14 protein-coding genes are annotated in these 15,605 nt (G+C 69.2%); 5 read left to right on the top strand and 9 right to left on the bottom strand.

What is annotated here, in order from left to right; all coding sequences use genetic code 11:
* Positions 1 to 195: 195 nt before the first annotated feature.
* Together DDV73_RS01065 and DDV73_RS01070 are read left to right on the top strand one after the other, a co-directional pair.
* Positions 196 to 2,280, top strand: coding sequence for a galactose-binding domain-containing protein (locus DDV73_RS01065; RefSeq protein ID WP_109505392.1), 2,085 nt, complete (start codon positions 196 to 198; stop codon positions 2,278 to 2,280).
* 123 nt (positions 2,281 to 2,403) lie between these two features.
* Positions 2,404 to 3,615, top strand: coding sequence for a GNAT family N-acetyltransferase (locus DDV73_RS01070; protein WP_109505393.1), 1,212 nt, complete (start codon positions 2,404 to 2,406; stop codon positions 3,613 to 3,615).
* Between the two features lie 13 nt (positions 3,616 to 3,628).
* On the opposite strand, the gene DDV73_RS29645 is transcribed toward DDV73_RS01070, so the two are convergent.
* Together DDV73_RS29645 and DDV73_RS01080 are read right to left on the bottom strand one after the other, a co-directional pair.
* Positions 3,629 to 3,742, bottom strand: coding sequence for a ribosomal protein L7/L12 (locus tag DDV73_RS29645; RefSeq protein ID WP_109505454.1), 114 nt, complete (start codon positions 3,740 to 3,742; stop codon positions 3,629 to 3,631).
* 234 nt (positions 3,743 to 3,976) lie between these two features.
* On the bottom strand, positions 3,977 to 5,344 hold the full coding sequence (locus DDV73_RS01080) for a GH1 family beta-glucosidase (RefSeq protein WP_109505394.1): 1,368 nt from the start codon (positions 5,342 to 5,344) through the stop codon (positions 3,977 to 3,979).
* Between the two features lie 65 nt (positions 5,345 to 5,409).
* Here DDV73_RS01080 and DDV73_RS01085 point away from each other — a divergent pair, with 65 nt between their 5' ends.
* Both DDV73_RS01085 and DDV73_RS01090 read left to right on the top strand, forming a co-directional pair.
* Positions 5,410 to 5,643, top strand: a complete 234-nt coding sequence (locus DDV73_RS01085; RefSeq protein WP_154402562.1) for a DUF6364 family protein — start codon at positions 5,410 to 5,412, stop codon at positions 5,641 to 5,643.
* A gap of 45 nt (positions 5,644 to 5,688) precedes the next feature.
* Complete coding sequence (locus DDV73_RS01090) at positions 5,689 to 5,946, top strand: PIN domain-containing protein (protein WP_161962252.1); 258 nt, start codon at positions 5,689 to 5,691, stop codon at positions 5,944 to 5,946.
* A gap of 34 nt (positions 5,947 to 5,980) precedes the next feature.
* Here DDV73_RS01090 and DDV73_RS01095 read toward each other — a convergent pair whose 3' ends face one another.
* The 7 genes from DDV73_RS01095 to DDV73_RS01130 form a co-directional block, all read right to left on the bottom strand.
* A complete protein-coding gene (locus tag DDV73_RS01095; protein WP_109505397.1) occupies positions 5,981 to 7,519 on the bottom strand; it encodes an aldehyde dehydrogenase family protein in 1,539 nt (512 codons plus the stop codon).
* On the bottom strand, positions 7,516 to 8,745 hold the full coding sequence (locus tag DDV73_RS01100) for an MFS transporter (RefSeq protein ID WP_109505398.1): 1,230 nt from the start codon (positions 8,743 to 8,745) through the stop codon (positions 7,516 to 7,518). Before DDV73_RS01100 ends, DDV73_RS01095 begins: the two co-directional genes overlap by 4 nt.
* Positions 8,742 to 9,959 (bottom strand): alanine racemase, encoded by a 1,218-nt coding sequence (locus tag DDV73_RS01105; protein ID WP_109505399.1) that lies wholly within the window; start codon positions 9,957 to 9,959, stop codon positions 8,742 to 8,744. The genes DDV73_RS01100 and DDV73_RS01105 overlap by 4 nt, the downstream gene beginning before the upstream one ends.
* Positions 9,956 to 11,290 carry a D-arabinono-1,4-lactone oxidase gene (locus tag DDV73_RS01110; protein WP_109505455.1) on the bottom strand — a complete coding sequence of 445 codons (1,335 nt, stop codon included), beginning with the start codon at positions 11,288 to 11,290 and terminating at the stop codon, positions 9,956 to 9,958. Before DDV73_RS01110 ends, DDV73_RS01105 begins: the two co-directional genes overlap by 4 nt.
* Positions 11,291 to 11,588: 298 nt before the next feature.
* Complete coding sequence (locus DDV73_RS01120; RefSeq protein WP_109505401.1) at positions 11,589 to 12,446, bottom strand: phosphotransferase family protein; 858 nt, start codon at positions 12,444 to 12,446, stop codon at positions 11,589 to 11,591.
* Positions 12,443 to 13,201, bottom strand: coding sequence for an AAA family ATPase (locus tag DDV73_RS01125; protein WP_420818463.1), 759 nt, complete (start codon positions 13,199 to 13,201; stop codon positions 12,443 to 12,445). The genes DDV73_RS01120 and DDV73_RS01125 overlap by 4 nt, the downstream gene beginning before the upstream one ends.
* 1 nt (position 13,202) lies before the next feature.
* Positions 13,203 to 14,303 carry a radical SAM/SPASM domain-containing protein gene (locus DDV73_RS01130; protein WP_206050635.1) on the bottom strand — a complete coding sequence of 367 codons (1,101 nt, stop codon included), beginning with the start codon at positions 14,301 to 14,303 and terminating at the stop codon, positions 13,203 to 13,205.
* Between the two features lie 455 nt (positions 14,304 to 14,758).
* On the opposite strand from DDV73_RS01130, the gene DDV73_RS01140 reads away from it, so the two are divergent.
* A complete protein-coding gene (locus DDV73_RS01140) occupies positions 14,759 to 15,544 on the top strand; it encodes an aminotransferase class IV family protein (RefSeq protein WP_109505403.1) in 786 nt (261 codons plus the stop codon).
* The last annotated feature ends 61 nt before the right edge of the window (positions 15,545 to 15,605 follow it).

Below are 15,605 nucleotides of genomic sequence, written 5' to 3' on the forward strand. Positions count from 1 at the left end.
GTCGTCGGTCGACGGGCCACCGGCCCGCCTCCCTCCTCCGCCTTGCGCTGCACGCACCCTGACCACTCATACCCTCGAAGAACGTCCGAAGACGCCCAGTAGAACGAGTTCCAGTTCGTCCAGTTGAGTCCATTGACCTGGACGATCGCCCAACTCTACCCTGACGTGACCGTCGTCACGTGCTTGGGAGGGCGCATGCGATCACAACAGAAACTGGCTCGGGGAGTCTCCGCGGTCGTCGCGGTGGCTCTCGCCGTACTCGTCGGGACCAACCTCGCCAGCACCAGCGGCGCCACCGCCAGCAACCCCTGGTGGGAGCCGATCAGCCGGCCCAGCCCGGACTCCGGCGTCAACGTGACCGGCGCGCCGTTCAAGGGCACCAACTCCGCGGGTGAGGTGCGCGGCTTCGCCGACCTGCACAACCACCTGATGACCAACGAGGGCTTCGGCGGCCGGATCATCTGCGGCAAGCCGTTCTCGGAACAGGGCGTCGCCGACGCGCTGAAGGACTGCCCCGAGCACTACCCCAACGGTGAGTTCGCGCTCTTCGAGCAGGCGACCGGCGGCGGTGCCACCCACGACCCGAACGGCTGGCCGAAGTTCAAGGACTGGCCGCGGTCGAACTCGATGACCCATCAGCAGAACTACTACGCCTGGGTCGAGCGGGCCTGGCGCGGCGGCCTGCGGGTGATGGTCACCGACCTGACCACCAACGGCGCGCTGTGCGCGATGTACCCCTACAAGGACCGCGGCTGCGACGAGATGGAGTCGATCCGGCTGCAGGCCGCGAAGACCTATCAGATGCAGGCCTTCATCGACCAGATGTACGGCGGCGCAGGCGAGGGCTGGTTCCGGATCGTCAAGAGCGCCGACGAGGCACGCAATGTGGCCAAGCAAGGCAAGCTTGCGGTGATCCTCGGCATGGAGACCTCCGAACCGTTTGGCTGCAAGCAGATCCTCGACGTCGCTCAGTGCAGCAGGGCCGACATCGACCGCGGCCTGGACGAGGTCTACGCGCTCGGTGTCCGCAGCATGTTCCTGTGCCACAAGTACGACAACGCGCTCTGCGGCGTGCGGTTCGACTCCGGCGCCACCGGCGCCGCCGTCAACGCCGCGCAGTTCTTCTCGACCGGCACTTTCTGGCAGACCGAGGCGTGCAGGGGGTCGCAGCAGGACAACCCGATCGGTCTGGCCGGCGGTGCCGCGCTCACCTCAGCCAAGGTGCCGAAGTACGCCAGGCCGGCCAAGGGCACCGAGCTGCCGACGTACGCGGCGGGAGCGCAGTGCAACGTCCGCGGCCTGACCGCGCTCGGTGACTACGCCATCCGGGGCCTGATGGACCGCGGCATGATGATCGAGATGGACCACATGGGCGTGAAGGCGGCCGACCAGGCCTTCCAGATCCTCGAGTCGGAGAACTACCCGGGCGTGATCTCCAGCCACAGCTGGATGGACTCCAGCTGGACCGAGCGGGTGTACAAGCTCGGTGGCATGGTCGCGAACTACGGCTTCAACGGCCAGTCCTTCCTCGACGGGTCGCGGCAGGGTGCGGCGCTGCGGGACAAGTACGACGTCGGCCTGCCGTTCGGTGCCGACATGAACGGCGTCGGCGGCCGGCCAGGCCCGCGCGGGGCCGGCACCGAGAACCCGGTGACCTACCCGTTCCGCAGCGTCGACGGCGGCTCGGTCATCGACCGGCAGGTCAGCGGCGACCGCACCTGGGACGTCAACACCGACGGCGCCGCCCACTACGGCATGCTGCCGGACGCGGTCGAGGAGCTGCGCAAGCTCGGTGGACAGGACGCGATCCAGGACATGTTCCGCGGCGCGGAGTCCTACCTCGACACCTGGGCCGCGTCCGAGCGCTACCAGTCGCCCACCAACCTCGCCGCGCGGGCGCCGGCAACGGCGAGCTCGTACGAGTGGTGGAACCCGTTCGTCAGCTTCGCCCCCGGCAAGGCCACCGATGGCGACCGTGGCAGCCGTTGGGCCAGTGAGTGGAGCGACCACCAGTGGCTCTACGTAGACCTCGGCCAGGAGCGGACCGTGGGTCGTGTGGTCCTGGAGTGGGAGTGGGCCTACGCCAGGGCCTACCGGGTCGAGGTCTGGCACGAAGGCAGCCAGACCTGGCGCCAGGTCTGGTCGACCGACGCCGGCGTCGGCGGCATCGAGACGGCCAAGTTCGCCCCGACCACCACTCGTTGGGTCCGCGTCGTCGGCACCGCACGCGGCTCCAGCTACGGCTACTCACTATGGGAGCTCGGCGTCTTCAGCCGCTGAGGGAGGGCTGCGGTACCGAAGGGTACGACGGATCTCGGCGCCCCCCGAGCGTCGTACTCTTCGGTACCGCGTTGGCCTGAATTCGATGGACGAGGCGTCCGGCGCGCTGCGATAGTCCGGGCCATGACGGGGACTCCCCTCGCCGACGGGCTCATCCTGCGCCAGGCGCAGCCGACCGACCTGGACCAGATCGGCGCGCTGCTGGTCGAGCGCGGCGAGCCGGACGACGCACTCGACCATCGCCTCGTCGTCGAGGATCCCGACGCTGGCTGGGCGTCCTGTGCCGTCGTCATCGACGGTGACCGGGTCGTCTCCACGGCGACGCTGCTGGACGAGCAGGTCCGGATCGGCGAACTGGTGCTGCCCAGCGGCCAGGTGGAGCTGGTCGCCACCGACCGTGCGTACGAGGGTCGCGGGCTGGTCCGGGCGCTGATGGGCTGGGCCCACGGCCGCTCCGCCGAGCGCGGCCACGTGATCCAGCTGATGATCGGGATCCCGTACTTCTACCGTCTCTTCGGCTACGAGTACGCCGTCGACATCCAGCAGGCCCGGTCCGTCGCCCGCCCGGCCGAGCCTGCAAGCCAGCCCCTGCGCGCCGCCGTACCGGAGGACCTCCCTGCCCTCGCGGCCCTGCAGGACTCGGTGCAGGCCCGGGTCGACCTGGCCATGCCGCACTCGGCCGCGTGCTGGCGGTGGCTGTTGCAGCACGACGCGAGCAGCCTCCACCTCGTTGAGCGGGACGGCGTCGTGGCTGCCGCCGGACGGGTACGGCGCGACGACGAGGAGCTGCTGCTCGCGGAGGCGGCGGCGGTCGATGCGGCGGCAGCAGTGGACCTGCTGGGCGGCGTCGGCGACCTGGCCCCGGACCGCGGGCTGCGGGTGGTGCACCGGCCGGGCACGGTCACCGGCGCCGCGTGGGCGGACCTCATCGACGACGAGCCGAGGCCCCAGGCCGAGCAGTACTACGTCCGGATCCCGCAGCCGGCGGCGCTGCTCGACCGGCTGCGGCCGCTGTTCTGGGAGCGGCTGACCAAGGCCGGAGTCGACCGGGTCGGCCGGGACATCGTGATCTCGACCTTCGGCGCGCACTACCGGATCCCGGTCCGAGCCGACGGCCTCGACCAGGTCGTCGCCGGCGGCCCGATGCAGGGCCCCGGCGCGGCCCGCGGCATCGGCGTGGCTCCCGACCAGCTGCCCGCGCTGCTGTTCGGGCAGCTCGGCATCGACGGTCTGACGCGGATCCGGCCCGACGTCTACGCCACCGACCAGGAGCTCTTCCGGGCGCTCTTCCCGCCGCTGACCGCCGACGTACTCAGCTACTACCTGCCGTTCTAGCCGAGGGCTACCGCTACAGGCCGCGCTGCGTTTGGATCTCCTCGACCGCGTCCTTGGCCTCCTTCAAGCCGACGCCGGTCGCCTGCCGGTAGAGCTTGATCGCCTCGATCTTCCGCCCCCGGAGCAGCGCCTGCTCGAAGTCCGGACCGAGCTGCTGAGGTGCGGCTTACGTGGCTACCGGAGGCAGCCCGAGATGCGTGGCGATCTGCTCGATGCGCTGCTCAAGGTGGCGAATCCGGTTCAGGATCTCGCGCTCACGGCTGTCGTCGAAGAGGCCCATGCCCGCGACCGTAGCCGAGACGACCTCGTCGCTACGCTACCGATAGCAGGCGTTCTACCCTACCTTTAGCAGGCCTCGCGCTCAGGTCTGACGGGCCTTGAGCAGCTGCTGGAACCAGCGGTAGGAGTCCTTGGGCGTGCGGACCTGGGTGTCGAAGTCGACGTGCACGAGGCCGAAGCGCTCGGTGTAGCCCTCGGCCCACTCGAAGTTGTCCATCAGCGACCACGCGAAGTAGCCGCGGACGTCGACGCCCTCGTCGATCGCCCGGGCGACCGCGCGCAGGTGAGCGTCGTGGTAGTCGATCCGCGCCTGGTCGGGTACGCCGCCGTCCGGCTCAGGAGTGTCGTGGTAGGAGCAGCCGCTCTCGGTGACGTAGACCGGCGGCAGCGCGTCGCCGTACCGCTCCTTGAAGGCGACGATGATCTCGCGCAGCCCGTCGGGGACGATCGCCCAGCCGAAGTCGGTGGTGTCGACGTCGGGGATCATCCTCGGCTCGAAGGGCAGGCCGGCGGCGGTGGCGCCCTCCAGCACCGGCGAGACCACGGGGTCGCTGCCGGGAGCGCCGACCAGGACCGGCTGGTAGTAGTTGATGCCGTACCAGTCCAGCGGCGCCGAGATCACCTTGAGGTCGTCGTCGACCGGGCCGGGCATCGCCTCGGCGAAGCCGTCCGGGTAGGCGCCGCGCAGGATCGGGTCGGCGAACAGCCAGTTGGTCAGCGTGGCCAGCAGGTCGGCGGCGCCCACATCGTCGGCGGACTCCGAGGCCGCCCACGCCGGCTGGTGATTGTTGGCGATGCCGATGTTCGACGCTCCGGCATCCCGCAGCGCGGCGACCGCAAGCCCGTGGCCGAGCAGCAGGTGATGGGCGACCGGCAGTGCGTCGAAGCCGAGGGTCTGGCCCGGCGCGTGGGTGCCGAGCGCGTGCCCGAACATGGTGACCACGACCGGCTCGTTCAGCGGCATCCACATCGCGACCCGGTCGCCGAGCCGCTCGCCGACGGTCGCGGCGTACTCGGCGAGTCGCTGCGGGGTGTCGCGGTTCAGCCAGCCGCCGGCGTCCTGGAGGGCCTGCGGCAGGTCCCAGTGGAACAGCGTCGCGGCCGGCTTGATGCCGGCCTCGAGCAGCCCGTCGACCAGGCGGTCGTAGAAGTCGAGACCCTCGGCATTGGCCGGCCCGGACCCGGTCGGCTGGACTCGCGGCCACGCGATCGAGAACCGGTAGGCGTCGACGCCGAGGTCCTTCATCAGCGCGATGTCCTCGGGGTACCGGTGGTAGTGGTCGCAGGCCACCGCGCCGGTCTCGCCTCCTCTGATCCGGCCGGGCTCGGCGCAGAAGGTGTCCCACACCGACGGCCCGCGGCCGCCCTCCTCGACGGCGCCCTCGATCTGGTACGACGCGGTCGAGACGCCGTACACGAAGTCGGCGGGGAGCTGAGGGAAGTCAGACATGTTGGCCTTTCGGGTCAGGGAATTGGCACGTGGAGATCGCGTGCGCCACGTGACACATTGTGTTTGTGACAAGGAGAAGCCTCACCGTCGAGCTGGACGACGACGTGGTGCGCCGCGCGCGGGTGCTCGCCGCGCACCGGGGAACATCGGTGAGCCAGCTCGTCTCGCACCAGCTCGAGAAGCTCGTCGATCAGGCGGAGCGACACGACGCGTCGTGGGAGCGCGCCAGAAGGGCGATGGCTGAGGCAACGCCGTGCGGTGGCCGCAATTGGACACGTGACGAGCTGTACGACCGGTGACCTCGGACGCCACTGTCGGCACGACGGCCGTCGACACGCGCGTCCTTGCCGGCTCCTGAGGCACGACGGCTGATCGCCGACTACGCAGCGTGGGAGGTGGTCTCACCGGACGCCGCGCTGGTCCTCGACGCGTCGCTCCTGGAGTCCAGTCACTCCATCTCGTTCTGGGACGCCCTGATCGTCGAGGCCGCGCGCCGTGCCGGCGCCGACGTCCTGCTGACCGAGGACCTTCAGCACGGGCAGAGCTTTGGTGGGATCACGATTCAGAATCCGTTCCACGGGCTCGACGAGGACGTCCGCTAGCACCAGCTCGCTGTCGTCGTTCATCTGAGTACGCTCAGCCCTTCGTATCGCGCGGGTGGCCGTAGAGGGTGCCGACCAGCTTCTGCAGGGCGTTGAAGTTCTTCGCCTTGAACGGCATCCCGTGCAGCTCGTTCTTCATGCCGAAGCGGGTGACCAGCACCGACTGCCGGTTGGCGAACTTGCGGATCCCGTCCTTGCCGTGCCGGGCGCCGAGGCCGGAGTCCTTCCAGCCGCCCATCGGCAGCTCCAGCGCGAAGTAGTTGGCGAGCGCGTCGTTGATGGTCACCGTGCCGGCCTGCAGCCGGCGGGCGAGCTGCTCGCCCTTGCTGGTGTCCTTGGTCCAGACCGCCGCCTGCAGACCGTACGCCGTGTCGTTGGCCAGCCGGACCGCCTCGTCGGCGTCGGCGACCTTCATGATCGGCAGCGTCGGGCCGAAGGTCTCCTCGCGCATGCAGGCCATGTCCTGGGTGACGCCGGTCAGCAGGGTCGGCTCGAAGAAGCGGCCAGCACCGGCCTTGACCCGGCCGCCGGTGACTGCGGTGGCGCCGTCCTTGACCGCCTCGTCGACGTGCCGGCTGACGATGTCGAGCTGCGGCGGGAAGGTCAGCGAGCCGGAGTCGGAGGTGCCGAAGCCGGTCGACTCGCCCACACGCAGCGCCTTGAACCGGTCGGTCATCAGCGTCACGAACTCGTCGTACACCGGCGCCTCGACGTACACCCGCTCCGAGGAGGTGCAGGTCTGGCCGGAGTTGTGCATGGCGCTGAACAGGGTGACGTTGGCGGCCCGCTCCAGGTCGGCGTCGGCCAGCACGATCACGGGGTCCTTGCCGCCGAGCTCCAGGCTGACCGGGATCAGCCGCTCGCCGCAGCGGGCGGCCACCTTCTTGCCGGTGCGGGTGGACCCGGTGAACATCAGCCCGTCGACCTGCTCGACCAGCGCTGCGCCGGTAGCGCCGCTGCCAGTGGCGACCGCGAACACGCCCTCCGGCAGGCCGACCGCGAGGCACATCTCGGCCATCAGCAGCGAGGTCAGCGGGGTGACCTCGGACGGCTTGAGGACGACGGCGTTGCCGGCGGCCAGGGCGGGGATGACGTCGCCGAAGTTGTTGAGCAGCGGGTTGTTCCACGGGCCGATCACCCCGACCACGCCGAGCGGCTCGTAGCGGATCACCAGCTTGCGGCCGAGCACGAACGGCGACCGGCTGGAGACCTTCTCGTCGGCGAGGTACTTGCCGGCGTGCTTGGCCCAGAATGAGCTGGCGAGGACGCCGTACATCACCTCGATCGTGGCCTCGTCGATCGACTTGCCGTTCTCCTCGTGGATCTGGCGGGTGAGCCGCTCGGTGTTGTCGAGGAACCACTTCTGCATCCGCTTGAGGTAGCGGGCCCGGCCGTCGAAGCCGAGCGCCGCCCAGTCCGGCTGTGCCGCGCGGGCGCGCTCCACCAGCTCGGTGACCTGGGCCTCGGTGAGGTCCGGGACCTCCTGGATGATCTCGCCGGTGGACGGGTTCTCGACCTGGATGACGGCCGGCTTGGGGGCCTTGGCGGCCTTGTCGCTCGTGGTTGCGGTCATGGCGTGGTGCTCCTAGTGCGTGGGACGAACTGGCCGGCCATCAGCACGAGGACCGGGGCGAGGACGAGGGGAAGGACGAACATCGCGCGGTGGCTGACCTGCTCGGCGATGATCGCGATGCCGAGCGCGGCGACCAGGTAGCCGACGTAGTTGGAGACGTTGACCCGGGCCAGCGCCTGGCCGCCACCGTCGGCGTCCAGGTGGCCGGCGGCCACCATCGACAGCGGCGGGATCATGGCGAGCCCCGCGCCCAGCAGGCCGAACCCGGCGATCGCGACACCGACACTCGGCGCGGCCACGACCATCGCGACCGCGACCACGCAGATCACGCCGCTGCCGCGCACGGTCGCCAGCGCGCCGTACCGGCGGACGACCTTGTCGCCGAGCAGGCGGGTGATCAGCAGGATCAGCTGGTACGCCGTGAACGCAAGCGGCGCGGCACTGTCGGAGGAGCCGAGGCCGTCGATCAGGTAGATGCCGCCCCAGGCCGACGTGGCGGCGTCGAGGAACCACATCACGAAGGTCGGGACCGCCAGCAGCAGCACCGGCACCCACGGCACGTGGTGGGTCGGGTGGTCGAGCAGGTCTCGACTGGCTCGACCCCCGACGTCGTCGAGACCACCCTCCGCGTCATCGGGAAGCGCGTGCGCCAGCAGGCTCCGGGTGAGCAGCGCGACCACCAGCAGCGCGACCGCGGTGACGATGAGGAGCGTGGCCAGCAGCGGCAGGTCGAGCTCGATCGTGATCGTGGCGTAGACGCCGCCGATCACCGCGCCGAGGCTCCACATGCCGTGGAAGCCGACCATGATGCTGCGGCCGTAGCGGTCCTGGATGCCGACGCCCTGCATGTTCATCGTCGCGTCGATGGCGCCGACGAAGAGCCCGTAGACACCGAGCACGACCAGCAGTACGGCGAGGGTGCCCGGCAGCGCGACGGCCGCGATGCACACCGCAGCGGCGGCGAGCGCCAGCCGGAGGACCCGCGCGCTGCCGAGCCGGACCGCGAGGTAGCCGGCGGCGACGCTGCCCACCGCGCACATGACCGAGACCGCGCCGAGGACGGCCAGCACCTGGTAGTCCGACAGGTCGAACCGGTCCTTGATCGTGGGCAGCCGGGTGATCAGCGAGGCGAACATGAAGCCCTGGATCGCGAACGCCGCGAAGCAGGAGGCGCGCGCGGCCCGGTCCGCTGCGGTGGGAGCGGCGTGCTCGGTCGTGGTGGTCATAGGAAGGTCTTCCCCTCGCCGCGGTAGGTCGGGACCACATCGACGATGCGGTTCCCCTCGACGAGGTGGACCTCGTCGACGTGCTCCGAGAGCTCGCCGGCCTTGGTGTGCCGGAACCAGACGTGGTCGCCGATGCCGAGCTCGTCGACCCGGTCGCCGACCAGCGGCGTCTGCACTTCGCCGGCCCCTTCCTGATCGACGAGAGACAGGCCTTCCGGCCAGACCGGGGTCGGCAGCCGGTCCTTGCCGGCGGCGCCGGAGGCGACCCAGCCACCGCCGAGGACGGTGGCGTGCTGCGGTGAGGGACGGCGTACCACCGAAAGCACGAAGTACGCCGCGGGCTCCGGGCGGAAGCGGGTGTAGAAGTCGAACAGCCGCGGCGCGAAGAGGCCGGACCCGGCCGCAACCTCGGTGACCGCGTCCTCGGCCGCGGTCAGCTCCAGGCTGCCGGTGCCGCCGCCGTTGACGAACTCCAGCGGGGCCACCTGTCGTACGGCGGCGACCGCGGCCGCGCGCCGCTCGGCGAGCTCGGCGGCCGACCGGGCCTGCATCGCCCGGACCGCGAACCGGCGCAGCCCCGGCTGGTTGTCGCCCAGTCCGGCGATCTGGCCCTCGTAGCCCATCAGCCCGACCAGCTCGAACCGCGGGTGGGCGACGACCCTGCGGGCGAGCGCGGCGGCGTCCTCCGGGGAGTGGACCGGCGACCGGCGGGCGCCGAGGTGCACCCGGCCGCCGGCCAGCCGGAGCGAGACGTCGAGCTCGAGGCAGATCCGGATCGGCGGGCCGCCTCGGCTGTCGGCGCCGACGGCCTCCGCGGTCAGGTCGAGGTGCTCGGCGCTGTCGATCATCAGCGTGACCCGCGAGGCGAGCTCGTCGTCCTTGGCCAGCCGCCGCAGCGCCTCGCGGTGCGTGGTCGGGTAGCCGACCACCACGTCCTCGTGGTCCTCGGCCAGCCAGAGCGCCTCGGGGAGCGTGTAGGCGAGGATGCCGGACATCCCGGGGACCTCGAGCGCGTCTCGGATCACCGAGCGCACCCGGATCGACTTGCTGGCCACCCGGATCGGCTTGCCGGCCGCGCGGCGTACCAGCTGGTGGGCGTTGGTGCGCACCGCGGCCAGGTCGAGTACGGCGAACGGTGGGTCGAGGTGCTCGGTCGCGGCGAGCAGGTCCGGCCAGAGAGTGCGGGCCGGGCCGTAGGGCTTGCTGAGGGTCATCGTCGGGCCTCGCTCGTTGATTGCGGAGCCGGGCCGAGAACCCGGTCGAGATAGGGGTTGGCGAACACGCCGGTCGGGTCGAGCCGGTCGCGCAGGGACACGAAGTCGTCGAAGCGGGAGTAGATCTCGCGCAGCGCCGCGGCGTCGAGCCGGTGCATCTTGCCCCAGTGCGGACGGCCTCCGGCCGCGCCGAAGACGTCCTCGCAGGCGCCGAAGAAGGTCTCGTGCGGCATCCGGTGGTACTGGTGGAACGAGATCGGGACGACGTCGCGCTCGTGCGCCACCGAGAGCGGGATGTCGTCGGCCTTCACGTAGCGGACCTCGAACGGGAACGACACCTTCTCGCCGGTCTTGTCGATCCAGCGTTTGATCTCGCGGAGGGCGTCGACGGCGGCGGCCGGCGGCACGGCGTACTCGCCCTCCTTGAAGCGGACGTTCCGCTCGGAGGCGAACACGTACGGCGCGTGGTCGGTGAACTCGCGCGCGGTGACGGCCTTGGTCACGAACTTGGTGATGCCCGGGATCGCGCGGGGCACCCGGGTGCCGAAGCGGAGCAGCGCGTCGAAGGCGACGTTGGTGACCAGCTTGTCGTCGATGGCGCGACCGAGCTTGCTCAGCGGCTTCAGCTCGGTGTCGGCGGGCAGCCGGGTGAAGCGGCGGGTGAGCGCGGTGGTGGTGTGCGGGAACCAGAAGAACTCGAAGTGGTCAGCGGCCGCGACCAGCTCGTCGAACCGCTCGAAGACCTCCTCCACCGGCATCGGCGCGTCCACGACCTGGAGCGCGTACAGCGGCACGCACTGCAGCGTCACCTTGGTGATCACGCCGAGCGCGCCGATCGAGGTGCGCGCCGCCTCGAAGAGCTCCGGCCGCTCGTCGGCGCTGCAGGTCACGACCGAGCCGTCGGCGAGCACCAGCTCCAGGCCGCGCAGCTGGGTCGACGTCGTACCGAAGCTGCGGCCGGAGCCGTGGGTGCCGGTGGAGACCGCGCCCGCGATGGTCTGGCGGTCGATGTCGCCGAGGATCTCCATGGCGAGCCCGTGGCGCAGCAGCATCGGGTTGAGCTGGTGCAGCGGGATGCCGGCCTCGACGGTGACCAGCCCGGACTCGTGGTCGACCGAGACCACGCCGTCCAGCGCGTCCGGCCGGATCTGTACGCCGGGTGCCAGGGCCGCGCCGGTGAACGAGTGTCCCGAGCCGATCGCCTTGACCGCCAGCCCGTCACGGACCGCGTCCTTCACCGCCATCGACACCTCGTCGGCCGACGCCGGCGTCACCACTCGCGCCGGTGTCACCCGCTCGGTACCCGCCCAGTTGCTCCAGCCAGCTGCCATGCGGTCCAGCATGACGTGCCTCACATGCTCCGGTCAAGTGTCTTGGTCAAATGACCTAGACTGTGGGTGCGACTCAGTCAGGTGCGGATGTCCCCAGGATTCTGGGGACATCCGTGGTCCCCGGTCGGGTGCCTCTCTTGTCGCTCCATCTGCTCACGGGCAGCCTGCCGCCGTGGCAAGTCGTCGTTGATGCAAAGGATCGACTCCAGCGCCACGAACAGGTCGTCTGCGGGAGCGAACTCCGAGTGCTGTTCAGTCATGGTCAAGGGCTCGAAGGGCGTCGATCAGTGCTCACTACCTATCGTCCCCTTCTGGGAAGGATCTTGCTGATGTGGTCGTGCAGGGGCTGGACCAGGGCGCCGTACTCGCCGTGCTCGGCCCTGAGCAAGATCCGAGCAGCAACCGCGAGCTGCGAAACCCGGCCGTCCGGCGTGTCGAGCACCTGACTGAACTGGTCCATCACCCGCTGCGCCGTCGGCGGGTGGAGGAGGCTGTGACAGAGCAGGGTGGCGGCGTCGTAGCCGCGTGGCGCAAGGCCCCAGTGCTCCCAGTCGAGCAGCACAAGGTTGGGTGCGGTGATGTTGCCCCAGTGCAGGTCACCGTGAGCGCATACCCAGTTCTCGACATCAGAGGGCACGCGGTCACCCCAGAAGACCCGCAGTCGGCGGGTGATCACCTCCTGCGTCGTCCGCTGGCGCGTGGTCACCGTCTCCGCGACGCTGTCAAGGTTGCGGCGCAGATGGGACCACCATTGGCCGGGTAGGTCAGGCGGAGCCGTGACCATGTCCTCGCCCGAGCCACCCGACACCGGCTGCTCGGCGACGAACGTGGTCAACTCGGCGCGCTGCCGCCGCCCATAGGACTCCTCGTCCCACTCGTGGGCCGCGAGCAACTCGGGCTTGGCGACATCGGCTATCCCCTCGGCGTCCGCTGTACCAGTCCAGGTATCACCGGACGCGGTCGCGAACGGCTCGGAGTGCACCCGCAGCCAGCAGGTCCCGTGGTCAGCGTGCTCGACCCGGCTCCCGATCGACCGGAGGTACCAGCCGAAGACCGGCTCGCCGGCGACCTCGGCCGACAGCACGGCGGCCGCGTGCGCCAGGTTCTCGTGCATGAACGCACGGAACTGCTCGTCGGCAGCCTCATGTGTCGTCATGGGGTGCCGATGACGTGTCGAAGGTAGGCGCTCGGGTCGCTCAGGTAGCGCCGCCAGTGGTCGACCAGTTCCAAGTCCGCCCACTTGGCCGTCTGCATGCCGTCTTGATCCAGCTGGATGATCTGCGCTCCGGGAGTCGCCGCAAGGAGCGGGGAGTGGGTCGCGCAGATGACTTGGGCGCCGATCTCTCCGAGCTGATGCATGAGTCCGACCAGCCGCAGGCAGGAGCTGAAAGAGAGAGCGGCCTCGGGCTCGTCCATGAGGAAAAGACCGGGCTGGGTGAACATCGACTCCAGGACGGTCAGGAAGCCTTCGCCGTGGCTCATCTCGGTGACGTCGTCCTCCCAGTAGCCGTGCATGCCACTGACGAACCCGAGGAGTCCGAACGCTGTCTCGGCCCGCAGGAAGAAGCCTCGCTTCTTCGATCTGGGTCCGGTCTGCATCCGTGAGCCAGCCAGGGTGTAATCGAGCCTGATCGCCTCACCCAGTGGGGTTTTGGGGCGGTCGTTGACGTACTTTCGGCCCGCCCGGCCGCCCCGCGCGTCCAGCCCGAACCCTTCGGCGATCGCCTCGACCACCGTGGACTTTCCCGAGCCGTTCTCGCCCACAAGGAAGGTCACCGGCGCCGTCAGTGCCAATCCACCCTCCGCCAACGCGCGGACCGCCGGTACGTTGAACGGCCAGGCGTCGGCAGCCGATGACGCTATGCGCCGCCGCGCATCGACGGTGACCCGCTCAACCAGCAAATGCCTCACCTCACCCGTAGTAGCTCGGCACGCAAGCTCCGACGGGCCGGCAGTTGTTGGCCGGAACGCATGCAGGCGAGCATGACGGTCCGCACTGTGGGTTGCACATGTTCGGTACACACGGCCAGGAAACCCCGCCCGCGTCGTGTCTACCATCTCGCTGAGCGAACTGCTCGCTGAGTCGTTGCTGAGTTGTCAGCCAGCGGTCGCCATCGAGAATCTCGGCGAGGCTGGCGTCTGTGACGTTGCCCGCTGGCAGCCAGCGCGAGAAGACACACGGCCAGACGTCCCCGTTGGGACCAACGGCTGCAACACCGCGGCCGCAGTTGCCACACAACTGCTCAACGTCCCCGCCTCCTGACCGGCCGCCCCGTCCTACCTCGCGCAGTTCATCGAAGCCGATCTCAGCCACGCCAATATCGCGGAGCTGCTGATACGCCTGATCCACGCGCTGACCATCGCTCGTACCCACGACGCCAACACGAAGCCGAATCCCGCGGCGTACGGCTTCGCCGATATTCGCTCGCGTCTGGCGATGCGTATCGCGCTGCGTGATCGCAGTGTGTTGGTCGGGGGAATCGGTGTAATAGGAGGTTGCGAGGCGCACCCCCGGCTTCTCGAACATCGCCCACAGCTGCGGTGGTACGCGGACCAAGTTCGAGAACACCTCGACTTCAACGTCGAGGTCCAAGGCGTGGTCGATCAGGTCTGGCAGTCCGGCATAGAGGGTCGGCTCGCCGCCGATGAACTGCACCATCTGTACGCCGAGCGCGGCTCCCTGACTGATGACGTCTCGCCACCTCTTCACGGCCAGTGAGCTGTGGCGCCCGCCCGGGCCCGAGTCCGCGTAGCAGTGCACGCACTCCAGCTGGCACTTGCCGGTGACCTCCAGCCACAGGAACGAAACTGGCAGCGAGCTCGCAGCCTCTGTCTTCATCACACCCTCCTTGATCTGCCAAAGGGGCATGGCGGACCGGGCGCGGCCTCTAGGGATGTTCGGCACGCCCGCTCCGCCGGCTTTGGGTGGTGAGTTATCGCCGACGCGCGACGTTCGAGTGATCTGCCCGCGACCCAGGTAGCGCGCTTCGGTGTTGGCGAGTGCGATAGTCATCGAGTCGCAGACTCTGCGTATGGCGGGGGCTGACGCGTCCACGCGCACGGCATCAACTGTGGCTCCGGCCCAGGCATCACTACCGCACTGGCGCCTGTGCGAGCCGCCTCGGTCATGAGCGCCTCGAACGCGGCTGGCACGCGATCGGTGCGCTCGATGAAGACGGTGCCAAGCGTGTAGCCCTGGCGCTCAGCGAATCCGGCCAGGTCGGCGGTGCTGAGGGCTAGCTCGCGGTCGGTGGCCAGTGCGTCGGCGCGAAGGTAACCAAGCACCAAGGGCCGGATCTGACTCATGGGCTGTCACGTCCTTCAGGGTCGTGTTGAGCTGACCCCGATAGCGTCACAAGCGCACACCTATGTGCGGAATGTCCTCCTGCCCGCGCAGTGCCGAACTTCCGCCGAACTTCGGTACTCCGACGCCCGATCGAGGGGTGATCACCTGCAAGACTCGCGTCCATGGCTCAACTCGAAGGCGCACCGGTCACCGTCGAGCAGATGCAGGCCCTTGCCCTCACCAACTACGGCCATTTCACGTCGATGCGGGTCGAGAACCTCCGAGTCCGCGGGCTCGACCTTCACCTTGAGCGGCTCCGGCGCGACTGCGGCGTGCTGTTCGGCGCCAGCCTCGATACCGATCACGTTCGTCAGCTCGTCCGGCAAGTCCTTGGGAGTCGAGTGGAACCGGCGGTCGCGCGGGTCACCGTCTTCGACCCAACGCTCAACCTCGGCCGCCCCGGCGATGCGGACGCTCCGAAGATCTTGGTGAGTGTCCGGCCGGCCGTCGCTATGCCTCAACCACCGATGCGGGTTCAGTCGGCCATCTACCAGCGCGACCTGCCCGCTGTGAAGCATGTTGGTCTGCTCGGCCTCTTGCACCATCGACGCCAAGCCCAACGGGCCGGCTTCGACGACACCCTCTTCATCGACAGCGACGCGCATGTGGCCGAAGGTGGGACCTGGAACGTCGGCTTCATCGACCACGACGGAACCCTGGTCTGGCCGGAAGCCGACGTGTTGCCTGGGGTAACGATGGCCCTCGTCAGCCAAGCGCACCGCGGACGAGTCGAAACCAGGCCAACATGCCTAGGTGATCTCGGTGCTCTGCGAGCGGTGTTCGCCACCAACGCCGCTTTTGGTGTCCGGCCGATCGACACGGTCGACGACGTCCAGGCTCCATGCGATCACGACCTCGTTGAGGAGCTCAGCAATCGGTATCTGGCGATCCCTGGCGACGAACTCTGACGCTTACCGACGAGCGACGAAGAAGTCTGCATGCAGCGTGTCCGGTTCGACCGAGATGGGC

Source organism: Nocardioides speluncae (assembly GCF_003121585.1).
Classification (GTDB): Bacteria; Actinomycetota; Actinomycetes; order Propionibacteriales; family Nocardioidaceae; genus Nocardioides; species Nocardioides speluncae.